This is a genomic window from Saccharopolyspora tripterygii (assembly GCF_054778355.1).
In genome coordinates this window covers 19,281-42,354 of the sequence record NZ_BAAGZP010000018.1, presented here as the reverse complement: position 1 = coordinate 42,354, position 23,074 = coordinate 19,281, and the positions used below count along the sequence as shown (strand labels likewise).

Sequence of the window (23,074 nt, the reverse complement as noted above, 5' to 3'; positions counted from 1 at the left end):
TCTCGGCGGCGTCATCAACCGCCGTTCGAGAGGAGCCGAGCAATGGCTCTCACTGCTCAGTCCGAGCACGAAGAGTGCCGGGGCAACCCGCTGGATGCCGCCCGTGACGCGTTCAGATGGCTGACCGCGGGGGATCACCCAGTGGCTGTGGATGGTCGCCTGTTCGACCACCTTCCGGGCCGGATCATCCCGGTCGACGAACTCCGGGACCTGCTGCTGGACCAGCGCTGCCCCCGCCGGGTGTGGGACCAGGTGTGGGCGCATGTGATCAGCCGCGCCCGCATCGAGGGCGGCACGTGGACGATCACCGCGGTCGGTCTGGCGCTGCCGATGCTGACCTCGCTGGCCGCCCGGCTGACCGAGCGCTACGCCGACGACCCCAGCGACATCCACGCCGAGATCCTTCGGGGGGTCCTCGACGCACTCCGGACCGTGGATCTCACTGAGGGGCGGATCACGGTCCGGCTGCGGTGGGCCGCCTACCGCGCCGGGCACCGTGCACTGCTGGACGGGATGGACGGGCCGACCCCGAAGCCGCCGGGGTTTCACTCCAGCGAACCCAAGCCCCCGTCCGGTCATCCGGACTTGGTCCTGGCTCGGGCGGTCGAGGCCGGAGTCCTGACCCGGACCGAGGCCGAACTGATCGGCGCGACCCGTCTGGAAGGCATCGAGCTGGCCGACTGGCCCCGCCGGCCAGGGCTGACCTACAAGACGCTGGCCAAGCATCGGCGCAAGGCCGAGAACCGCCTCGCCGCGTGGCTGGCCGAGTCCGACACCAACCCAGACGACGGCGACCCAACGGGCGCCGTGGCCATGACGTGGCAGTCCTCCAACGAGGTGGCCGGCGACGAGAGTCAGTCACAGAACGTAGCGAAAAAAGTTGGGGACGAGGTGGCGAATCAGCCCCCAAATTCCGGACTTCAGGGACGCGGGTGAGCCCTACCCCGCTTCGCGCTCCCGCTGCCTCGCACGCGCTGTCTGGAGGTCTCTCTGATGCGCTTCTCGTTCACCCCATGCTTGTCCCGGCGCGGTGCTCTCCGGCTGCTGATGATCGCCGGGATTGCCGCCGTCGGCCTGCTGGCGATCTCGATGCCCGCGGTCGCCGAGACCACCCACGTCGTCGCGCTGGCCCGCACGATCGACGACGTCCTCAACAACATCCGCAACTGGATCATGGGTCTGCTCGCCCTGCTGGCCACGGTCTTCTTGACTATCGGCGGGGTCCGCTACGTGCTGGCCAACGGTGACCCTGGCGAGATCGAGAAGGCCAAGCTGTCTTTCAAGTCCGCTGGGTTCGGCTACGCGCTCGCGGCGCTGGCGCCGCTGGTCGTGGAGATCCTGCGCGGAATCGTGGGGGCCTGATCCCATGTCGGCCACCGCGTATTCCACCTCAGGGGCGGGCCACCGCGTGGGCCGCGTGTGTACCGCGGTGACCGCCTTGCTGGTGCTCGTCGTGGCGGTGGCGGTGGCGGGGCTGGCTTGCACCGGTGCCGCGAGCGCCCAGCCCGCCCCGCAACCACCTGCCGCCCCGTCTGGACCCGTTCCCGCGCCTCCTCCGCCGCCGTGCCAGGGGCCGAGTTGCATTCCCCAACCCGTTCCGGTGCTACCGGCGAACCAGCCGCCCGGAAATCAATCGAACCCCAGTCAAGCTCCGGCCCAGGGGTCGTCGTGCGGGATCACCGACATTCCGGCCTGCGTGTCGGACGCGATCGAGTCGTTCTTCCGCGATTTGGTCACGCCCGGTTTGAACAGCCTGCTGGACCTGCTCGCGAAGTCGCTGTTGGTGACTCCTCCGCTGGACCAACTGCCGGTCATGGGACAGATATGGGGCAGCTCGCAGCAGATCGTCATCGCGGTCTACGCGACTCTCATCCTGGCCGCGGGCATCATCGTCATGGCCCACGAAACATTGCAGGCCCGGCATTCCATCAAGGAAATCCTTCCCCGGGTGATTGTCGGGTTCCTCGCGTCCAACCTGTCGCTATTTTTCGGCGGCAAGGTGATCGAAATCGGTAACGCGCTCTCGCGAGAAATCTTGGGAGATGGGGTGAGTCCGGAAATTGCGGGGCGTGCCATGCGTGACACCTTGATGCGTGATCTCGATGGGGGTGGGCTGTTCGTCATCTTTATCGCTCTGGCGCTGATCGTCATGCTCGTCGCGGTTTTGCTGACGTACATCGTCCGTATCACGCTGACCATCATTTTGCTCGCGGCAGCCCCGATCTTGCTTATGTGTCACGCGCTTCCGCAAACCGAAGGTATCGCGTTCTGGTGGTGGAAAGCATTCGCCGGGGTGATGGCCATTCAAGTTGGTCAATCGCTCGCCTTGGTTGCGGCGATCAAGCTCTTCTTTTGGCCCGGCGGCATCACGCTGTTCAACTAACAACAAGGGGGAAGCGCTGTGATTCAGTTTCTGGTTGCACTCGCCTTGTGCTATGTCCTCATCAAGATTCCGTTCTGGATTCTTGGATCTCTGCGCGGCGGCGGAGGCCGCTCTCTAGTCGGCAGTCTCGTCCGAGGGCTCATCGCCTACAAGACCTTCGGTCTCCTCAAGGGGATGGGCAGCGGCGGCGGAAAGACCCCTCGTTCCCGTGGCGGTCAGAAATCGGCCGACCCGCCGGACCCGTATGCCACAACGCGGGCCACCTCCAACGGCCAGTACATGCTCCCGCTGAACGTCAAAAGAACGCGGAAACCCACCCAGCGGCGACCGGCGCCGCAACCGTCCTCGCGCTCTCGCCCAGCCCCGCAGGGTAAACAGTTGGAGCTTCCGTTGGATGGCGAGTGGCCGGAAAACAAGCCACGACTAGGCCGTGACGGGCAATACCAGCTACCGCTGAACGTCCAGCGGCAACCTAAGCCGAAACCGGCTCCGGAACCACCCCCGGAGCGGAAGTCCTCGACGGAACCGCGTGGCCGGCAACTGGAATTCCCGCGCGACGGGGAATGGCCGGAAAACAAGCCCCGGCTCGGCCGCGACGGGCAATACCGGCTGCCGATCGAGGTGCAGCGCGTGCGGCGACCCGCGCCACCCCCGGAGCTGCCGAAACCGATCCGTCCAGCGACCCGGGAGCGACAGACGAAGTTGCCCGCCGATGGCGAGTGGCCGGAGAACAAGCCCCGGGTCGGCCGGGACGGGCAGTACCAGCTCCCGCTGAACGTGCAGCGCACGCGGAAACCAGCCCGCAGCCAGCCCCAGACACCGCCGCCTGAACCGCAGCGGCCGGGGCCGCGTCAGCAGGAGTTGCCGCTGAACCTTCCGAAGCTCCACCCGCCCCGGCCCAGCACTAGGAGGAAAGGAGGTGACCACCGATGAGCGTGCGGATTCCCGCCGACGTCGACCGGGAGGACCGGATTCTGGCCGGCTTCACCGCGCGGCAGGTCGCGGTGATGGCAGTGACGGGCCTGGTGCTCTACGGCGGCTGGCAAGCCACCCGCGCCATGATCCCAGTGATCGCCTACCTTGCCATCGCAGTCCCGATCGGGGTCGCGGTGACCGCGCTGGTCGTGGTCCGCCGAGACGGAGTGACCCTGGACCGCCTGTTGCTGGCCGCCGTTCGGCAGCGGCTACAACCGCGGCGCCGGGTCGCGGCCGGGCAGGCGCCCGCCGAGGTGCCGGAATGGCTATCTGGGGTAGCCCACGGACACGAAGCCGTCGCCGCGGGCGGGCTCGACCTGCCCGCCCACGGGGTCGCCGAAGCGGGAATCGTCGATCTCGGCGACGACGGCGTGGCTCTGGTCGCGGCGTGTTCGACGGTGAACTTCGCGCTGCGCACTCTGGCTGAGCAGGAAGCGCTGACCGCAGCGTTCGGCCGGTACCTGCACAGCCTCGGCGCGAGCGTTCAGATCCTCATCCGCGCCCAACGACTGGACCTCTCCGGCCAGATCGCGGAGCTGCGCGAGCGTGCGGCGGGGTTGCCGCACCCGGCGCTGGAGTCCGCAGCGCTCGATCACGCCGACTACCTGGCCCAGCTCGGGCAGCAGGCCGACCTGCTAAGGCGGCAGATCCTGCTGGTGGCCCGCGAACCGGTGCGCACCACCCCGCAGGACTCGCTGACCCAGCGCCGCCGCGTCGGTCGCGCACGCGGCGGAGGCCAGCCGTCGGACGGAGCACACAAGGCGGCGGCTTCCCGGCTGCTGCGGCGGATGAGCGAGGCCACCGAACTGCTCTCGCCCGCGGGCATCAGCGTGACCCCGCTGGATGCCGCACAAGCCACGGCGGTGCTGTCCACCGCCACCAACCCCGACAGCCCGCTACCGCCGTCGGCGGAGATGGCGGGCGCCGGCGAGGTCATCACCACCCCTATCGGCTCGGACTGGGAGCTCGATACCGAGGAGGACTTCTCGTGATCACCACCAAGAAGCGTCGCCAGCCACCCACGGCGACGAGTGCCTTCGCGCCGGACGCCATCGAGGTGCACCCGCGGCATCTGCAGATCGGTGAGGACTGGGTCGCCTCGTTCGCGGTCACCGGCTACCCGCGCGAAGTGCACCCCGGGTGGCTGCAACCGTTGCTGACCTACCCGGGCCGGTTGGACGTGTCGCTGCACATCGAGCCGATCGACCCGCGCATCGCGGCCGACCGATTGCGCAAGCAGCTCGGCAAGCTCGAATCCGGCCGCAGGCACTCCGCCGCACACGGGCGTCTGCAGGACCCGGAGGTGGAGGCGGCCACCGAGGACGCCTACGACCTCTCCGACCGACTCGCCCGCGGCGAAGGCCGCCTGTTCCGCCTCGGGCTGTACCTGACAGTGCACGCGTCCTCGGAGCAGGAACTCGTCGAGGAGATCGGCGCACTGCGCGCGCTGACCGCCTCGCTGCTCATGGACGCCAAACCCACCACCTACCGGTCCTTGCAGGGGTGGATCACGGCCTTGCCGATGGGCCTGGACCAGATCGGCATGACCCGCACTTTCGACACCGCGGCGTTGAGTGCTGCGTTCCCGTTCACCTCGCCGGATTTGCCTCCGCCGGATGCCACCTCCGCGTCAACCGCGGCCGGGGTGCTCTACGGCTGGAACCTCGGCTCCCAGGGGCTGGTGCACTGGGACCGGTTCGCCTGCGAGAACTACAACTCGGTCATCCTCGGCCGTTCCGGAGCGGGCAAGAGCTACTTGGTCAAGCTCGAAGCGCTCCGGTCGCTGTACCGGGACGTGGAGATCGCGATCATCGATCCGGAAGACGAGTACGCCCGCCTGGCCGCCGCCGTCGGCGGCACCTACTTCCCATTGGGCGCCGAGGGCATTCACCTCAACCCGCTCGATCTCCCGATTCACGTCCGCCCGGATGGGCGCCGCTCCGCGCCTGCCGATGTGGTCACCCGCCGCAGCCTGTTCATCCACACCCTGCTGGCTGTGCTGTTCGGACAGGCGTTGACCGCGGACGAACGGGCCGTGCTGGACCAGGGGGTAACCGCGACCTACCAGCTGGCAGGGATCACCGGCGACGCCCGCACCTGGACCCGGCCCGCACCGCTGCTATGCGACCTCCGCGTCGTCCTCGCCCGCCTCGGCGGCGACACCGCCAGCGAGTTAGCCAGCCGGTTGCAGCCGTTCACCGACGGCGCGTTCCGCGGGCTGTTCGATGGCCCCACGACGGCGCCGCCGGAGGGCCACCTACTCGTGTTCTCCCTGCGGAACCTGCCCGACGAACTCAAACCCGCCGGCACCCTGCTCACCCTGGACACGGTGTGGCGGCGGGTGTCCAACCCCTCCACTCGCCGCCCGAGGCTGTGTGTGGTCGACGAGGCCTGGTTGCTCATGCAGCAGCAGGCGGGGGCCGAGTTTCTGTGGCGCATGGCCAAATCCGCCCGCAAACACTGGGCGGGTTTGACAGTCGCGACCCAAGACGTCGGGGATGTTTTCGGCACGGATCTCGGCAAAGCCGTCATCGCCAACGCCGCCACCCAGATCCTGCTTCGCCAAGCACCCCAAGCCATCGACGACATCGTCCGCACCTTCGCTTTGTCCGAAGGCGAACGGCAATTCCTGCTTTCAGCCGGTACCGGTCAGGGCTTGTTGTCGACGGGGACTCAGCGGGTCGCCCTGCAGGCCATCGCCTCCGACGGCGAGCACGAATTGATCACAACAGACCCTGCCGAACTGGCATCGCTGTCCGAATCCACCGACGAGACAGGTGAATTCGCCGAGATCGGCAGTTCTCAAGATCTTCTTCTCGACGACTGAGGCGAACTAGGAGGAATCTCCCGTGTTCTCACAGCTTGCCACCGCGGTCCTCGACCAGGACGCAGTCGGTTCGTTCCTGGGCATTGTCGTCCACGACTTCCTCTCCGTCTTCGCGCTGGCGGCCGGAGTGATGGCGGTGATCTGGATTGCCTGCGCAGTGGTCGTGATTTCCGGATACCTCATCGGCGCCGTGGCCGTCTTCGGCGTGCGTGCACTGGTCCACGTGTGCGTGCGGTACGTCCGCCGCCGGAAGGGCGTCGAGTGCGCCCAGCTCGTGACCGTCGACGATGACGGTGCCCACACCAAGGTCGTCAACCTCGACTGCTACCGCCGACGCCACCGGCACCGACGTTCGGACAACGTCCAGACCGACGCCCCATTCCAGTCTCGCTGCGACGACGATCCAGCGTAGGAGCGAAGCTCCCTTCCTCGCTTAACAGATCCACTGTGGACCTTTTGTCTTGTTTTTGAATTTCTTCCTATTCCTGTGGAGGACGCGCATGTCTTCATCTGAACACGTGCCTTCATCCGCCGGGCGCCCGCGCCGGCTGCTGACTCAGAACCGGGAAATGCGTGCCATCGGCGTGCACAACTGGTCCTTGCCCGCTTGGGCCGGACGACTTCCTGACGGACGCACCTACAACACCTGTCCCTCGGCGGGCATCTGCCGGCAGGTCTGTTACGCCCGCCACGGCACCTACACCTGGCCTGCGGTGCGGGCCAAGCACGAGTCGAACCTGCGGTTCGTGCTTGACGACCTGGCCGGATGGAAACAGGCCATGCTCACCGAGCTGGCCGCACCGAAATTCCGCGGCAGCTGGGTCAGAATCCACGACAGCGGCGACTTCTTCAGCACGCCCTACCTGGAGTCTTGGCTTCGCATCATGCGAGCGCGTCCGGACACCAATTTCTACGCCTACACCAAGGAAGTTCGGCGGTTCAAAACGGTGGTGGAGCCGGACCGGCCGGAGAACTTCCTGTGGGTCTACAGCTACGGCGGGATGCAGGACGCGCTGCTGGACCCCGCGGTGGATCGCGTGGCCGATGTCTTCCCGGATGAGGACGCCATCGACGAGGCGGGGTGGTCCTCTCAGGAAGCCTCGGACTTACTCGCGGTGCTCGGTCCCCGCCTGGTGGGTGTCTCCGCAAACAACATCCCGCACTTTATGAAAAAGCTAGCGGGGCGTCGGTTTTCGGAGTGGCAGGCTGAAGTCGACGCGCACCGACGCAGGCGAGCTCGCGCAACGGTTTGCTCGATCACCAGTGCTCCGTCGTCTCGCCGCCGCATCGGGCCGGATTCAGACGAGCAGGCCGCTTGATCGCGCCAAATCCGACCTCTCTTGTGACAGTAGGGAGCTTTCCGCTCATGGATCTCGCAATTCCGTCCGTCATAGACAGCCCGCTGGGGAGGTTGCTGACTGATCCGTGGGGCGTGATTCAGGCGGTGCTGGACCAGGTGTGGTCGTGGCTGCAGGCCTGGGGGTTGATCGCGGTCCCCGCGATCGTGCTTGTGGCGACCGGGCTGGGTTTGCTGCGGCGGTGGTGGTTCCTGCGTTGCCAGGATGCGCTGCACGAGCGGTCTCGGATGATCACCATCTTGGCTCCTCCAACGGTCGACCCGGACGGGGCTGAGGCGATGTGGTCGAACCTGGTCGGGCTCGTGCGGCCGATGGTGCAACGGGCGACCACCGGGCAACCGCATCTGGCCTGGGAGTACGTGTTTGGGCACGACGGAGTGCAGATCCGGCTGTGGGTGCCGGGCGCGGTGCCTCCGGGCATGGTGGAGCGCGCTGTCGAAGCCGCCTGGCCCGGAGCACACACCCGCACCCACGAGACCGGCCCGCCAGTGCCCACGACACCCATCGAGGGGCGCCGGCAACTGGTCACCGCCGGCACGCTGCTCCTGGCGCGGTCGGAAGCGTTGCCGATCCGCTCCGACTTTGACGCGGACCCCATTCGTGCCCTGTTGGGCGCTCCTGTGGGGCTCGGTGTGCACGACACCGCGTGTGTGCAGGTCCTGACGCGTCCGGTCACCGGTCGTCGGGTGAAGCAGGCTCGGCGGTCGGCCCGCCATCTCAACGCCGGGCGGTCAACGCACCTGGTAGGCCGGTTGCTCGACCTGCTCACGCCGGGCCCCTCGGGCACGAAGCCGTCCAACGGCCAGCCGAAGCTGGACCCGCAGACTTCGTTGGAGTTCCAGGCGCAGAACCGCGCCATCGTGGCCAAGCAGCGTGGGGCGCAGTGGGAAACGCTGATCCGCTACGCGGTGGCCACGACGGTGCCGATCGACACCCCCGGGGAGCAGGTCGCGCGGGTGTGTGAGCAGGTCCGGGGCCGCGCCCACGCCATCGCGAGCGCGTTCTCCGGGTTCACTGAACACAACCATTACCGCCGTCGACGGTTGCGCGACCCCGTGCGCAGCCTGGCGCGTCGGCGCCTGCGGCGGGGTGACCTGCTGTCGGTACCGGAGCTGGCGGCCGTGGCCCACTTGCCCACCGACGAGGCGCTGCCGGGCTTGGCCCGCGCCGGAGCGCGGGCGGTACCGCCCCCGCCGAACACGCCGACCGAGGGCGAGCTGATCCGCCCGGTCGGGATCTCCGACACCGGCCACGCCCGCCCGGTGGGGCTGCAGGTCTCCGACGCGCGGCACCACCTACATGTCCTCGGGGCCACGGGATCGGGGAAGTCGACGATGTTGGCGCGGATGATCCTCGCCGACGCCGAGTACGGGCGCGGGGCGGTGGTCATCGACCCCAAGGGCGACCTGATCACCGACGTCCTGCAGCGGCTCCCCGCACACGCCGCAGACAAGGTCGTGCTCTTCGACGCCGACTCCCGCGGACCGACCCCGTGCCTGAACCCCCTGGAAGGGCCGAAGGAATCGGCAATCGACCACCTCGTGTCCGTGTTCTCCCGAGTGTTCGCCTCGGCCTGGGGGCCGCGCACCGAGGACATCCTCCGCGCCGGGTGCCTAACCCTGCGGGCCGCCTCAGACACGCCCACGCTGGCCACCTTGCCGCAACTGCTCACCGACCCGGCCACGCGGGCGCGGCACCGGGATCGGGTGTCCGACGACCCGACGCTGCGAGGGTTCTGGGACTGGTACGACCAACTGTCGGATGCGGCTCGCGCCCAAGCGACCGCGCCCCTGCTGAACAAGCTCCGCGCCTTCTTGTTGCGGTCATTCGTGGTCAAGGCTGTCGCCGCAGGACCATCCACAGTGGATTTGGGCGAAGCGTTGGATGGTGGACTTTGTCTGGTGCGTATCCCCAAGGGACGTCTTGGTGAGGACACCACGCGGCTGCTGGGATCGCTGATCGTGGCGCGAGTCTGGCAAGCCACGACCGCCCGCGCAGCACTGGCCCAGCGCGAACGCCGCGACGCCGGACTGTATGTCGACGAGGCGCACAACTTCCTCAACCTGCCGTATGCGATGGAGGACATGCTCGCCGAAGCCCGCGGCTACCGGCTGAGCATGACGCTGGCCCATCAGCACCTGGGTCAACTTCCCAAGGACCTCAAGGAAGGCATCTCCACCAACGCCCGCAGCAAGATCGTTTTTAACGCCTCGCCCGAGGACGCACGCGAACTCGCTCGCCACACCGCACCGCGAGTATCCGAGCACGACCTCGCGCACCTGGGGGTGTACCACGCAGCCGCGCGACTGGTCGTCGGCGGCGAGGAAACCCAGCCGTTCACCGTGACGACCCAACCGCTGCCGCCAGCCATTCCCGGGCGCTCCAAGGCCGTGCGCATAGCCGCCGCGGCCCACACCCGCCCATTAGCCTCCCGAACCGTGGACGCCGGCGACCAGTCAGCAACCACCGGCACAGACCCACGCCGCGCATGACCTCGCACGCCGCAGGGCGGTCCTCCCAACAGAGAGAACCGCCCTCCCTTATGTCTGCACCCGCCCAAGGGGGAACGATTGTGTTCGACCAGCACCAGCACCAGCACCAGCACCAGCACCAGCACCAGCACCAGCAACGCGACCTGCGCGCTCCGATACCGCAGCGGCCGAGCCTGCGCCTCGCCGCCTCTGCCGAGCATCAAACCAATGTCGCTGCACACCTCACCACCCGTGACCGATGGCTGGCCCGCATGGTGGCCGAGCACCGGGTGCTCACCTCTCCACAGATCGCGGCGATCGCCTTCGGCTCCCGCCGCTCAGCGAACCACCGGCTGCAAAAGCTCCACACCTGGCGGGTGCTGGACCGCTTCCAGCCCTACATTGGCCGCGGCCGAGCCCCCATGTACTACGTCCTGGACACCACCGGCGCCCACCTACTGGCCCACGAAGACGGGCTCGACCCCAAGGACCTGAAGTTCCGGCCAGAACGATCGGTGGGCATCGCCTACAGCTTGCGGCTGGCCCATCTCATGGGCGTCAACAACTTCTTCACCACCCTGCTGGCCGACGCGCTCACCAACACCACCCAGGACCAGACCGTGACCGCATGGTGGTCCGAAGCCCGCTGTGGCCGGCACTTCGGTGACCACGTCCGCCCCGACGGATACGGACGCTGGCACGAAGCCGGGCGGGAGATCGAATGGTTCCTCGAATGGGACACCGGCAGCTACCAACTCAGCCGGTTCGTCTCGAAACTGCCCGGCTACACCAGTCTCGCCGCCGCGACCAATATCGTCACCCCGCTGCTCGCGGTCTTCGCCACCGCAGCCCGGGAAGCGCACGCCCGACGACAACTCGTTGAGCACCTACGCACTGATCCGCAGCGGCAAGCACTACCGATTGCCACCACCACCGCCGAACACCTCCGCACGGCAGGAAGCCCTGCCCACGACATATGGCTTCCCTTGCACCACGCCGACGGCGGCCGCCACCGCCTGATCAGCCTGCTCTCGGCCTGGCCCCACCTGGAAGCACCGACCAGCTCCGCGGACACCAGCGGCACCGAACCCAGCCCCGTTCCGCGCTTGAGCCCGCCCACGCCGACTCCGCCCTGGCAACCCAGCGAGCTGACCTGGAACCCGAGGTGATCCCTGCATGGCCAAAATTGCGGCCACTGCGATCGGCGCACTCGTTGCCCTAACCGTGATCATCGCGGCTGCAGCCTCCGGAGTCGTCTCCGCCGTTCTCGGCGGAGGCGGCTACGCAGCCAGCCAACCCAGCCCTGCCGCACTTGCCGACATCCCCGGCAACTACCTCACGCTCTACCAACAAGCTGCACCGACCTGTCCCGGGCTGGACTGGAGCACCCTCGCCGCCATTGGCAAGGTCGAGACCGACCACGGACGCCTCAACGACGACGGGGTCCACAGCGGAGAAAACTTCGCCCACGCAGGCGGACCGATGCAGTTCCTCCAACCCACCTTCGACTCCGTCATCGCGGAACACCCGCCCCCGCCCGGCGGCAGCACACCACCCTCGCGGTACAACCCGCACGACGCGATCTACACCGCCGCCGCATACCTCTGCGAATCCGGAGCACGCGACGGCCGCGACCTCTACGGCGCGATCTTCACCTACAACCACGCCCACTGGTACGTACGTAAGGTCCTCAACCAAGCAGATGTCTACAACGCCGCGGAACAAAGCACGTCTCAGCAGAGGTGGGCCGTGCCAGTGAGTGGGAGATGTAGTTCGGGGTTCGGGCCACGCGACGGGGAATTCCACCGGGGGCAGGACATCGCTGCACCTATCGGGACTCCGATCGTTGCCGCCTCAGGCGGCAACGTCATCGACTCCGGACCAGCCACCGGCTACGGGCTCTGGATACGCATCCGGCACGCGAACAACGTGATCACCACCTACGGGCACAACAACCGGAACCTCGTCCAGACAGGCCAGGAAATCCACGCGGGCCAGGCGATCGCCGAGGTCGGCAACCGGGGTGAGTCGACCGGGCCGCACCTGCACTTCCAGGTCGATGTTGGCAGCAGCGCTTCGGACCCCGTTGCGTTCTATGAACAGCAACAAGGAACACCGCTGTGCCAATGACGGGGATTACGGATTGGTGGCATGACTGGCTGACCGTACGCTCAGGACCGCACGCTGCTGCCCGGCGTTGTCGCCACGCTCCTCGAGCCGGCGCCCGGGACGGCAGCCTGCGAACCGGTGTTGCCCCCGATGATGTCCGGCTCCTCGTCGGTGGTGTCGTCAGTACGCGCACACAGCACCAGAGAACAGGCCCAACGGCTCGTCGGTCTCCTCATTGATGCACTGACAGGGACTTGACCTGCTCCCAAAGCGGCACCCGCAGGAGGAACGAGGGGCGGGAAGGGGCAGAACGCCTCGGAAGCAGCTGGCAGAGGCCACAGGTCATGACGTTTCCGCGCTGATTCGCGGAAGTGCGCCCGCAGCCCTACTCCCGGGTGAACGTTATGGCGGCGGTGTGGAAGTCGTTGTCGCTGCTGGCGGTGTACTGCTGTTGCCGGTTCGCCGGGCCTAAATCGGCGGTGAAACTGATCCGGCCGGTCTGGTCAGGCCGTACTGTGGTCGCAACCCCGTCGACGGTCACGGTTACGGTCGCGAATCCCTGGAACAGCGGCGGTGTGGCGACGGTGGTAGTACCGCTCCCGGTGATCCGTAATCCGGTTTCGCTGACGTCGTGCAGGTGTAGGAACTCCAGAGCGCGGTTCGGATCGGCCTGCATCGACCAGCCGAAGACCTCGAAATGCGGTTCGATGGAGCTGTAGTCGAAACTCGCCGGTGCGGCATCCGGACGGGCGAAGAGGTCGGCGAAGCGGGGCAGGCTGTCGGTGATCTCTTGTCGGATCTGTGACGGCGTGTGGCAGCCCCAATTGTAGGTCTTGAGCTCGTGGGTGATGCCGAGACCGACGAGGGCGTTGTGGAGGTTTCTTGTTTCCGGCTCGATGATTCCGGACTCCACCGCGCACAAGGCGGGAACGTCGCCGATCTCGCGGGAATCGGGCACGCCGTTGCCGGTGTAGAGCTGGAGGTCGACGGGCCGGAGGTTGGCCGCGAGGTCGGTCGGGTTGTGACCGCGCCAGCGGACCTCTTCGGTGGCTCGGGGTCCGTAGATGGAGTCGGGTGGGGAGAGGTCGAACGCGGGGCTGGCGGTGAGTGCGGCCGTGCCCGGAGCGAAGTTGGTGTCCACGGCTCCCGAGAGGCTCGACGCGGCGGCGAAGAGATCCGGATGGCGTGCTGCGAGCATGAGGGTGCCGTATCCGCCCATCGACTCGCCGAGGACGCCACGGTGGGCGCGACCGGAGCTGGTGCGGAAGTTCGCGTCGATCAGCGGGATCAGCTGCCGGATCACGAAGGTCTCGTACTCCGGTGGCCCCCCGTTGCCGTTGTTGTACCAGTCGCTCCAGTACCCAGCGTGGCCGGCAGGAGCGACGATGAGAGAGGGATAGGAGGCCGTCTTGGCCTCACCGTCGTAGACGGTGCGGAACCAGGTCTGGTCGCCGTTGGTTCCGTTCAGGTAGTAGGTGGCGGGCCACCGGCGCGCTTGTTCGTCCGAGTACCCGGTCGGGAACATCACCTCCACCTTCGTCGGCGAGGTGAACGTCGAGGTGGACACGGTCAGCTCGAGAGTGCGCGTGGTGAGCCACTTCTCGTCGGTGATCGACGCGCCTGCAGCCGGAACGGTGCCGGGCGCGGCGAGTGAGTCGTCAGCCGCCGCGGGTTCAGGCGACGCGGAGCCTGCGAGAACGGCGAGGAGAAGGGGAACCAGGGCGGCGCGAGCGTGCGGTCGCCTTGAAAATATTGGGAAACTCATGGACGTCCTTCGGAAGATCAAGTCATGAGCGGGGTCGAGGTAGGGTCAGCTGCGTTCGTGGTCGAATTCGGCCACTGAGACGTCCTGGGCCTCCACCTTGAACGCGTTGATCCGTCCCTTGTGGAATGCGATCCATCCCACGACCAGCCCGATCGCGGCGGTCGCGGCGAGGGAGAGGAAGAAGAGCCTGGGCGCGGTGAGCAACTGCGGTGCGACGAGGGCGACGCCGGCCGAGGCGATGCGGGCGATCGCGAGCACCGCGCCCTGTACGCTCGCGCGTACCAGGGTCGGGAACGTCTCTTGCGACCACACGCGCATGATGGCCTCACCGGCGAGCCCGCCCGCGATCGTGCCGAAGGCGATGGTGATGGTCAGCGTCGGCAACGAGAAGCCGAACGCGATCGGAACTGAGTACGCGGAGATCCAGGCAACGAACCCGATGAGGTAGGCCTTCATCCGGAACCGCGTGTCGGCGACGCGCATGAACACCAGCGCGCAGACGAGTCCCAGCGGAAGTCCGACGATGAGGTTGGCCGTCGACAAAGCTTGCACCGACGTGTGCGCGACGTTGATCGCGATGTAGGAGCTGAACTGGCCGAAGGTGTTCCCGCCGACGGTGATCGCCGTGTAGAACACCATCAGCGCGAGGAACGGCACAAGCAGCACCCGGTCCTTGAGCACGTCGGCGATCCCGACCCGTTGCGCGCGAAGCGTGGTGGCCCCGGAGCGGCGCTCGTCCCGCGCGGCGAGCCACTCCTGCGATTCGGGCAGGCTCAGCCGGAGGATGAGGATGATCAGGGCGGCGATGCCGACGTGCGCGAAGAGGATCTGGCCGCCGAACCGCCCCAGACCGCCCACGAGGGCCGACAGCAGAATGCTGATGAGCTGACCGGCGAACCAGAGCGTTTGGGAGAAGCTGACGAGCTTGCCGCGGTTCTCCTCGGTCGCGGCCTCGGCGATCGTCGCGATCGACACGGGCAGATCCGCTCCGACCGCGAAGCCGAGTGCGGCGGTAGCCACTACGAGCAGCGGGAACGCGGTACCGAACACGAGGGCGCCCGAGCTGAGCACGATGAGAACCATCGTGACGAGGAAGACGGATCGCCGACCGAGCGCATCACCCAGGCGCCCGCCGACGGCCGCACCGATCGCGACGCCGAGCGTGAGGATGGCCGAGAGCACGCCGATGTCTGTGCCGGTGAGGCCGAGAGGTTGCTGGTAGAGCACGATGGCCGTGGCGTATGCCGCGAGCGCGGCGCCGTCGATGTAGGAGGCCATCCCCGAGACGGTGCCCACTCTCCACTGGTTCGGGCGACGCGCCGGGGTTCCTGCTGATGACATGGGTTCTCCTTTGAGCCCGGTCGGGAAGAGGCAGGGCGGATCCAAATGTGGCTAAATGGATTTAGCAGGGAAGCTTGAGCTACTCGGACGGCCCCTGTCAGGCCTTGTCCGCGGCTGGGTTCGGGCCTCTCGGGCGTTAGCGGCGAAGTCTTGCTACTGCCGGAAAGCCCGTGCTAAAAGGATGTAGCTCACGTTCTGCATCCCTGATCGACACAACGCTCCAGCGTTGCTCTCCCGCGTCGATCCCGGTTCCAAGTCCTTCAACCGCGGTCATCCCGCGAAGCACTGGCCGACGGCGCCCCCGAGGTACTCCCGCGCCTTCTCGTGCCCTGGCCCGTGCGCGTCCAATGCCATCCACTGGGCAGGAGGTCCGGCATGAGAATTCCCGTCAGAGGGGCTGCGGTCGCCGCAGCACTGTTGGTGGTCCTGGGCAGCACTCAGGGGACCGCGTTCGAGGCGGGCGTGCGGCCCGCTTCGGATTCCCGATCCGGCGAGCCGCAGGAGCCCGAGCAATGCAGTGAACCGGGCGCGATCTGGCAACGGGCCACGCCCGAGGAGGCGGGCTTCGACGCCGGGAAGCTGCGGGAAGCCGTCGCGTTCGCGCAGGCCGCCGGGTCCGGGGCCGTGCGCATCTACCGGAACGGATGCCTGGTCGCCGAGGACGCGGTCAACCCGGAGAGCCGGGCAGTGCCGACGCAGTCCTTCTCGGTGGCCAAGTCGGTAACGTCGATGGTCTTCGGCCGCGCCTGGACACAGGGGCTTATGTCGCCCTCCGACCCTGTGGGCTCGCTATATCCCGAGGCCGACGCGGCGCACGGGCGTCTCGACATGCGCAATCTGGCCACCATGACATCGGGGAACGAGCAGACCCTGAGCCGCGACTTCAACCTCGCCATGCCCGACCGCGTGCGTGACGCCCTCACCGTGCCGTTGATCCACCGGCCGGGGGAGTACTACAACTACTGGCAGAGCGGTGTCTCGCTGCTCGCCGACTCCGTCACCCGCGCCTCCGGCCGCGACTTCCAGGACTACGCGCAGGCCGAACTGCTCGGTCCCATCGGCATTCCGCGGGAACGGTGGAGCTGGGTGCGCGACGCCGAGGGCCACACAGCGGGCTACTACGGCATGTTCATGCGTGCCGACGACTACGCCCGCATCGGGGAGCTGCTGCGCCGCGACGGCGTGTGGAACGGTCAACGCCTGCTCTCGCGCGAATACGTTCAGGACGCCGTGCGCCCGACGGAACCGTATCCCTGCTACGCGGATCTTATCTGGCGCCACGCGGTCGCGGAGTGCAACGGGGCGGAACAACCGTTCCTGGGGCTGCCACCGGACATGTGGGAGTTCAACGGTGCAGGTGGTCAGCTCGTCGACGTCTTCCCGAGCCAGGGCATCATGACGGTCCGCACTGGCGTCGACGACGCGACATCCCAACCGACATCGGGGGAGTCACGCCGGAAGTTTCACGACATGGTGCTCGGTGCTCTCGAGGAGCCCGTGCCCACACCACACGTCCCGCCTGGAGAGGATGTCGAGCACCGCAGGTACGGCGGCGGGACCGAGGATCCGTTCTTCACCGCGGGCGGCGTGGTCCAGCCCGAGCTGCCGCCGGTGGGTCCGGCCCGCGCACGCGCCACCCTCATCGGTGAACGCCTGACGGTCGTGGAAGGACAGCTGCTGGTTCCGATTAGCTGCCCGCCACGTCATCTCGGCCCGCTGACCACGTGCAGCGGAACGTTGGGCAGCGACGCCACGTCGGAAACTCGCGACTATCAGATGTTGGCGGGGGAGCGATTGGAGATGCGGTTGCCGTTGACCGCGGCGGCCCGGGACGCGTGGCGCCGCGGCGGTCGGATCGACGTGCTGCTCCGGGCGGTCAACCGGGACGCCACCGAGAGCGGCACCGTCACCAACGTGCGGCGGATCGTGATTCGTTGAAGGCAGTTCTGGTGTGGTGGTGCCGTGGGGACGCGGCACCACCACACAGGAGCCGGGGGTTGCTTGCGCTTCAGTCCGTCGGGTTGCTCCAGGCCAGCGCTCGGGTGTTGGCCTGGCGGAGTACGTGCAGTGCTTCTTCCCGCCAGGCACGTGCGCTGGGCATGACCTTGGTGAACGCCGAGGAGCCGTGGACGTGCCCGGCTTGCAGCGAGAAGCGCGCGGGCACCCCGGCATTCTGAAGCTTCTCCGCGTAGGCCGCGCCGTCGTCGCAGAGCAGGTCGAACTCGGCGGACATGATGTAGGCCGGTGCCAGGCCTGACACGTCGGCGGCGTGCAGTGGCGAGGCGTACGGGTCGCGAGGGTCGCCGTCCTCGCCGAGGTACATCGGGACCATGCGCTCGGCGTCGGCGCCGCTGAGGGCGTACCGGGTCCGGAGCTCGGGGTCGGAGTGCGACGGGAGCTTCATGGTCAGGTCGAGGGCGGGCACCTCAAGCAGTTGCAGGGCGATCGCCGGGCCGTTCTCGTCGCGTAGCTTGAGCGCAAGGGCCGCGGCGAGGTTGCCGCCGGCGGAGCCTCCGCCGAGCGTGATGACGTGAGGATCGATGCTCAGCTCGGCGGCGTGGTCGAGCGCCCACTTCAACGCCGCCTGGCAGTCGTGCAGCGCGACAGGGAAGGGGTGCTCGGGCGCCTTGCGGTAGTTGACCGCGACCGTGACGCAGGTGGCGCCGACGGCGCGCTCCCGGGCGATGACGTCTGTGGCGGGGCTCAGCGCGGAGCCTGCGACCCAGCCGCCGCCGTGGAAGTAGAGGTGCACGGGCAGCGGGCCGGAGGCATCCGGGCGGTACACCGCCAGCTCGATCGAGCCGTCGGTGACGGGGATCTCGATGATGCGGTGCTCGGCCACCGCGGGTCCGGCCTCGGCGACCTGCTCCATGAGGGCCGGACCGGTTTCTTCGTCCTGCGCGCGGAATGCGGCGATGTCGAGTTCGGCGGGCATGCTCGGGAAGGGCAGGAACGGCGTGAGGGCGGGGTCGACTGGCATGGGAACTCCTGTGATCGTGTTGTGTGGTCAGAGGCAGGCGCGCAGTGCGGTGGAGAGGATCTCGGAGCGGAGGTCGTCGTCGCCACCGGCCTGGACGGTCTGGTAGCCGAAGCCGAGCCGCAGATCCGGGTGCGCGAACGCGAGTTGGCCACCTGCACCGTCGTGGCCGAAGCTCCCGGGGCCTGCCATCCCACGGCGGCGGGAGTGCACCATGAACCCGGTCGCCCACACGTTGCCCTGGTCCGGGCCGAAGAACGGGGCTCCGGACGAGATCGGTTCGCGGGCACGCGCGATGATCTCCGAACCGGTCAGCCGAACTCCGTCGACGTCGCTGACGGTCGCGGAGTAGAGGGTGGCGAGATCCCGGGCGCTGGTCACTAGGTTCGCGGCCGGAATTTCCGCGCGCAGGCAGGTTTCGGTGTTGAAGGCCAGGAACGGGTCACCGGAGAACGCGCCGCCCATGCCCATCGAACGTTCCTGCAGTCCGAGCTCTTCGACGGAGCCGGGGATGCCGTAGCCCGCGGTGGTGGGCGGAAGGATCGGGGCGAGATCCGGATCGTTCGGGGCGGTACCGAAGGTCGTGCGCAGTCCGAGCGGGCCGGTGATCTCCTGCGCGAGCCATTCGGCTGGGCGCTTGCCCGTCGCGCGGCGGAGCACCTCGCCGGCGAGCCACCCGAACGTGAGCGGGTGGTAGGCGAAGGTCGTGCCCGGCGTCCACATCGGATCCTGCGCGGCGAGCCCGTCCACGACCGGGAACCACTTCTCGACGTCGTCGGCGGTGTGGTCGTGTTCCGGCGCGATCAGCCCGGTGCGGTGGGCGAGCAGCTCGCGCACGGTCACCATGTCCTTGCCGCGGGCGCCGAACTCCGGCCAATAGGTCGCGACGGGCTCGTCGAGGTCGACGAGCCCGCGTTCGGCGGCCATGAGCAAGCAGATCGTCGTCACGCCCTTGCTCACGGAGAACACCACGCTCCGTGTCGCGGTGTTCCACGGCTTGCCCGCCGTGGCCGCACCGCCGTGGATGTCCACGACGAGCTCACCGTCGATCATCACCGCGCACGCCGCGCCCCGATCACCGCGCACGGTGAAGTTCTCCGCGAAGGCGTCCGCGACGGGCTCGAAACCCGGTGACACATACCCCTCGATCTGCACTGCCCCTGCTCCTCCGTCTGTGTCGGCCCGGGTGACTCCGTGGGCTAAATCCATTTAGGCTGTTGTCGACTCTGCCTGCGGGGTGTTGGGGTGTCAAGCGGGGCGACTGCCGGAACGGGGTGGTCGTGCGGGAAGATGGTGCGATGAGCTCGAGGGTCACGTTGTCCGATGTCGCGTCTCGTGCTGGCCTGTCCGTCACTGCCGCCTCGTTGATCCTGAACGGCAGGGCGGGCACAGGGCTGAGCGAGGACGCGCATCGTCGCGTCTTCGCCGCGGCGGAGGAGCTCGGCTACCGCCCGAACCTCATGGCGCGAGGACTGCGCACGGAGAAGTCGCTGACGATCGGGTTCGTCTCGGACCGAGTCGCCTCGACCCGGTATGCGGGCCCGATGATCCGCGGCGCACTGCGTGCGGCGCGCGAGCGGGACCACACGATGTTCGTCACCGAGACCGAAGGGGAGCCGGCCGAGCAGGACCGGGCTCTCGAAGCACTGCTCGACCGGCGGGTCGACGCGTTGGTGATCGCCACCGTCACCGGCCACGCGAGCCTGCCGGAACGCCGCCCGACCGTCCCGGTCGTGCTGCTCAACGGCGTCAGCCCGGACGGGGACTGCGCCGCCGTCCTGCCCGACGAGACCGATGGTGCTCGGCAGGCTGCGCGGCACCTGCTCGATCTTGGGCATCGGCGGGTGCACCTGCTCGGGATCCCGGCGGAGTCCGATCTCCGGGCCCGCGCGACCGTGCAGGTCCGTCGGCGCGTCGAGAGCCTCTGCAGCAACCTCCAGGAGGGCGGCGCCGAGGTCGTGCGCGTGGAGCTCGATTCGATGTCCTGGGACGCCGAGAGCGGATATGAGGCCGCCGGTCGGGCATTGGCCGGCTCGGCGCCTGTGAATGCGGTCGTGGCGCTCAACGACGCCATCGCCGCAGGGGCCTACGAAGCGTTCCGGGAAGCGAGGGTGAGCATTCCCGACGACGTGTCCATCGTCTCCTTCGACGACGACGAGATCGTCAACTTCCTGCGCCCCGGTCTGACGACCGTGGCGCTGCCGTTCGAGGAGATGGGGCGTCGCGCGGTCGAGCTCGCGCTTAGCGAGGTCGAGCCGGGGGAATATCTCGAGCCGATGCGTCTGCAAGTCCGGGGTTCCACCAAGCGATCGGCCTGATCGGCCGCCGAACCACTGCTGCTTGACATGGCGGGCGTCTCTTGTCCATGCTTTATAAACCGATTTAGTACGGCAGATTCCTCGACCGTCCATCCAGTCGGGCGCTGCCTGCAGCATTGTGGACTGAAAGGACTGCTCCGCCTTGTTCGCTCCGGAAGATCGCTGGATCTGGGACTTCTGGTTCGCCTTCTCCGAAGGCGTGCACCACATGTTCTTCCTCCAGGCCCCGAAATCGCTCGGTGACGCGGAACTTCGTCACCGCAACGCCACCATCGGCCACGCCACCTCGACGGACCTGGTGACGTGGGAAGAATGCGGAACCGTGCTCGAACCCGGTCGAGCTGGTGCGATCGACGAGACCGCGACCTGGACCGGGTCCGTGGTGTGCGGGCCCGACGGGCTTTGGCGGATGTACTACACCGGCTCGGTCTGGGATGCGGAGGGCAACACCCAGACCATCGCACTGGCGACCTCGCGCGACCTGTTCACCTGGACGAAGCGGACTGACTTCGCGCTGTCCGCCGATGGCCGCTGGTACGAACGCCGTGGCACCTCGACCTGGCCAGAAGAGGCCTGGCGCGACCCGTGGGTGTACTTCGGAGCTGATGGCCGCTGGCACATGCTGATCACCGCGCGTTCCAACGAAGGGCCGGACGACGATCGCGGTGTCGTCGGCCACGCCGTCTCCACAGACCTGGAGGAGTGGGAAGTGCTGCCTCCGCTGACCGAGCCCGGCATGGGGTTCGGGCACCTGGAAGTTCCGCAGCTGGTGTCGGTCGGTGGTGGATCCGAGGCGCTCATCTTCTCCACCGCGCAGGAAACCCTCACCGAGGCGCGGCGTCTGCGAGGAGGAGCCGGCGGCGTGTGGTGGGCGCCCGCCGCAGGCGAGGCCATCGACCTCCGTCGAGCTGAACAGCTGACGTCCGAGGATCTCTACAGCGGACGAATCGCCCGTGACGGCAACGGGACCGAGGTGCTCCTGGCGTTCGCCACCGGCTTGCCCGGGCCGAAGTTCACCGGAAACATCGTCGACCCCCTTCCCGTTCATTGGGCCAACGGACAACTCGAACTCAGCTGAAAAATTTCCAGGGCCGCCACTACGGACGTCGAGAATCCAGCCACCAACCCCACCATTACCTAGGTGTTGCGACGACCGCTGGAATCCAAGAAACCTGGCTCAGACGCTGCTAGGGCTCCGAGGCGAACCCCCATCGCCGAATACTGGCAGAACGAGTCCGCGGTCAGCGATGAGGGGCTCTGATCACGGGGCAAGAAGGGCCGTGAGTAAAAGAGTGTCCGAGGCCCGAAAACTCGGTCCTTGACTGCAGGGAAGCGCTCTTGTGATCTAAGACATCCCATTCCGACGCGAGCGAGTCACCTCATTCCGATGTCCTGAGGCACACACCGTCGTCCCGGCCGGTTGAGCAGCACGCTGACATGCACGCAGGTGCAGGTCAGCGTGCCGTTTTGCGTTGCGGTGTGGATCTAGGTTGAGCTGCTGCGGGGGCGTTAGGTCGGGGCTTTCGCATTTTTTGGGATGACTTTTGGAGTTGTTGAGCTTGGGATGCGATAGGCAACTCGACCACCACCGAGCTGGGGTTTTTGTACTCGGTCGAGCTTGATGCGACGACCGCCGGTGACACATACACGTCCCGTTACCGCTTGATGTTGGATGCGGGGCCCGTCGACGAGGAAGGCTGATGAAACTGATCTACCGGGCCCGTGGAGGGCTACGTAGCTGTCATTGCTGGTCGTCGGTGTGCGCCAATTTCCGCGTCACGGGTGAACGTGACAGTGAATGGGTAGGTCGTCGAGGCAAAACGTGAAGAGCGCCTATGTCAGGGAAGACCACTTACGCTAGGGGATCCGAGTCGGTCGCGTCAGCGAGGATGATGTGTCCCTGGCGGACTTTCTCCGGATGACGGACTGGTATCTGTCCGGGTCCGAACTGGACAGTCGAAACGAATGCGTCGGTGGAGAGTCCTGGCCTGTTGATCGGAACTTCACCGCACGCATCCCGTGCACGAGAGAGGCGTCGCCAACGAAACGGCTACCAAGGCCCCTGCGTCGGCGGGGCAATGAGGCCCCGCCCCGAACGTCAATCCGGGCGGGGCCGCAACCTGCTTTCCGTTGACAACCAAGCACGCTGTATCAGTAGAGGTATGGCGGAGTATGGATCATTCGACCAGGAACCACACTTCTTTGAAGGGAGCGTGGAATGTCCAGGTGGATAGATGACCCTTGGGAAGAAACGCCAGGTCACCAACGGTCAGTTCGACCGCCTCGTGGTCATCGAGAGCGATGCTGACGGATCCCTCGACGACATAGATGATCTCGTTGGCCGTGAGTTCGTAGGTCGTTACCGACGGTTGGCAGGCGAACACCCCGGTGGCGAAAGTAGGGCCGGATGCTTGCTCTGCGAGCGTGAATCCGTGCCCGTCGGGGTTGGCTTCGAGGATCGTCACTCCTTCAGGCTGCCAGGCCTCCAACGGGGCGTTGGATGTCGTGACGGAACGGATCGCGGTCATCGGTTGGACCTTCCTTTCACAA

The 23,074-nt window shown here is 67.2% G+C and carries 18 protein-coding genes; 13 read left to right on the top strand and 5 right to left on the bottom strand.

From position 1 onward, the window contains the following. Nucleotides 1-141 precede the first annotated feature (141 nt). The 10 genes from ACYVF3_RS14035 to ACYVF3_RS13990 all read left to right on the top strand — a co-directional run bounded on the left by ACYVF3_RS14035 (nucleotide 142) and on the right by ACYVF3_RS13990 (nucleotide 12,144). Nucleotides 142-936: a hypothetical protein gene (locus ACYVF3_RS14035; protein WP_406689262.1), complete on the top strand. Its 795-nt coding sequence runs from the start codon at nucleotides 142-144 to the stop codon at nucleotides 934-936. 57 nt (nucleotides 937-993) lie between these two features. Then, a complete protein-coding gene (locus tag ACYVF3_RS14030; protein WP_406689263.1) occupies nucleotides 994-1,362 on the top strand; it encodes a pilin in 369 nt (122 codons plus the stop codon). A 67-nt stretch (nucleotides 1,363-1,429) separates the two neighbouring features. Then, nucleotides 1,430-2,383: a hypothetical protein gene (locus tag ACYVF3_RS14025; RefSeq protein WP_406689264.1), complete on the top strand. Its 954-nt coding sequence runs from the start codon at nucleotides 1,430-1,432 to the stop codon at nucleotides 2,381-2,383. Between the two features lie 929 nt (nucleotides 2,384-3,312). Continuing rightward, the gene (locus ACYVF3_RS14020) at nucleotides 3,313-4,350 is read left to right on the top strand and encodes a PrgI family protein (protein ID WP_406689265.1); all 1,038 of its coding nucleotides are present in this window, start codon (nucleotides 3,313-3,315) and stop codon (nucleotides 4,348-4,350) included. Beyond that, nucleotides 4,347-6,185 (top strand): VirB4 family type IV secretion system protein, encoded by a 1,839-nt coding sequence (locus tag ACYVF3_RS14015; RefSeq protein WP_461154656.1) that lies wholly within the window; start codon nucleotides 4,347-4,349, stop codon nucleotides 6,183-6,185. Before ACYVF3_RS14020 ends, ACYVF3_RS14015 begins: the two co-directional genes overlap by 4 nt. Before the next feature lie 22 nt (nucleotides 6,186-6,207). Then, nucleotides 6,208-6,597, top strand: a complete 390-nt coding sequence (locus ACYVF3_RS14010) for a hypothetical protein (protein ID WP_406689270.1) — start codon at nucleotides 6,208-6,210, stop codon at nucleotides 6,595-6,597. Nucleotides 6,598-6,685: 88 nt separating this feature from the next. Beyond that, on the top strand, nucleotides 6,686-7,504 hold the full coding sequence (locus ACYVF3_RS14005; protein WP_406689271.1) for a GP88 family protein: 819 nt from the start codon (nucleotides 6,686-6,688) through the stop codon (nucleotides 7,502-7,504). A gap of 47 nt (nucleotides 7,505-7,551) precedes the next feature. Beyond that, nucleotides 7,552-10,035 carry a type IV secretory system conjugative DNA transfer family protein gene (locus ACYVF3_RS14000; RefSeq protein WP_406689272.1) on the top strand — a complete coding sequence of 828 codons (2,484 nt, stop codon included), beginning with the start codon at nucleotides 7,552-7,554 and terminating at the stop codon, nucleotides 10,033-10,035. An 80-nt stretch (nucleotides 10,036-10,115) separates the two neighbouring features. Then, entirely contained in the window at nucleotides 10,116-11,183 is a 1,068-nt protein-coding gene (locus tag ACYVF3_RS13995) for a replication-relaxation family protein (protein WP_461154655.1), read from the top strand. A 7-nt stretch (nucleotides 11,184-11,190) separates the two neighbouring features. Continuing rightward, nucleotides 11,191-12,144: a M23 family metallopeptidase gene (locus ACYVF3_RS13990; protein ID WP_406689274.1), complete on the top strand. Its 954-nt coding sequence runs from the start codon at nucleotides 11,191-11,193 to the stop codon at nucleotides 12,142-12,144. Nucleotides 12,145-12,508: 364 nt separating this feature from the next. Here ACYVF3_RS13990 and ACYVF3_RS13985 read toward each other — a convergent pair whose 3' ends face one another. Then, a complete protein-coding gene (locus ACYVF3_RS13985; protein WP_461154654.1) occupies nucleotides 12,509-13,690 on the bottom strand; it encodes an alpha/beta hydrolase in 1,182 nt (393 codons plus the stop codon). 243 nt (nucleotides 13,691-13,933) lie between these two features. Beyond that, nucleotides 13,934-15,229, bottom strand: coding sequence for an MFS transporter (locus ACYVF3_RS13980; RefSeq protein ID WP_406689276.1), 1,296 nt, complete (start codon nucleotides 15,227-15,229; stop codon nucleotides 13,934-13,936). A gap of 375 nt (nucleotides 15,230-15,604) precedes the next feature. Here ACYVF3_RS13980 and ACYVF3_RS13975 point away from each other — a divergent pair, with 375 nt between their 5' ends. Next, nucleotides 15,605-17,167 carry a serine hydrolase domain-containing protein gene (locus ACYVF3_RS13975; RefSeq protein ID WP_461154653.1) on the top strand — a complete coding sequence of 521 codons (1,563 nt, stop codon included), beginning with the start codon at nucleotides 15,605-15,607 and terminating at the stop codon, nucleotides 17,165-17,167. Between the two features lie 70 nt (nucleotides 17,168-17,237). On the opposite strand, the gene ACYVF3_RS13970 is transcribed toward ACYVF3_RS13975, so the two are convergent. Continuing rightward, nucleotides 17,238-18,209 (bottom strand): alpha/beta hydrolase, encoded by a 972-nt coding sequence (locus ACYVF3_RS13970; RefSeq protein WP_406689278.1) that lies wholly within the window; start codon nucleotides 18,207-18,209, stop codon nucleotides 17,238-17,240. 27 nt (nucleotides 18,210-18,236) lie between these two features. Next, nucleotides 18,237-19,361 (bottom strand): serine hydrolase domain-containing protein, encoded by a 1,125-nt coding sequence (locus tag ACYVF3_RS13965; RefSeq protein WP_406689279.1) that lies wholly within the window; start codon nucleotides 19,359-19,361, stop codon nucleotides 18,237-18,239. A 143-nt stretch (nucleotides 19,362-19,504) separates the two neighbouring features. On the opposite strand from ACYVF3_RS13965, the gene ACYVF3_RS13960 reads away from it, so the two are divergent. Together ACYVF3_RS13960 and ACYVF3_RS13955 are read left to right on the top strand one after the other, a co-directional pair. Further along, a complete protein-coding gene (locus tag ACYVF3_RS13960; protein ID WP_461154652.1) occupies nucleotides 19,505-20,524 on the top strand; it encodes a LacI family DNA-binding transcriptional regulator in 1,020 nt (339 codons plus the stop codon). Between the two features lie 142 nt (nucleotides 20,525-20,666). Then, the gene (locus tag ACYVF3_RS13955; RefSeq protein WP_406689281.1) at nucleotides 20,667-21,602 is read left to right on the top strand and encodes a glycoside hydrolase family protein; all 936 of its coding nucleotides are present in this window, start codon (nucleotides 20,667-20,669) and stop codon (nucleotides 21,600-21,602) included. Between the two features lie 1,099 nt (nucleotides 21,603-22,701). Here the strand turns inward: ACYVF3_RS13955 and ACYVF3_RS13950 are convergent. Beyond that, complete coding sequence (locus ACYVF3_RS13950; RefSeq protein WP_406689282.1) at nucleotides 22,702-23,052, bottom strand: cupin domain-containing protein; 351 nt, start codon at nucleotides 23,050-23,052, stop codon at nucleotides 22,702-22,704. Nucleotides 23,053-23,074: the final 22 nt, after the last annotated feature.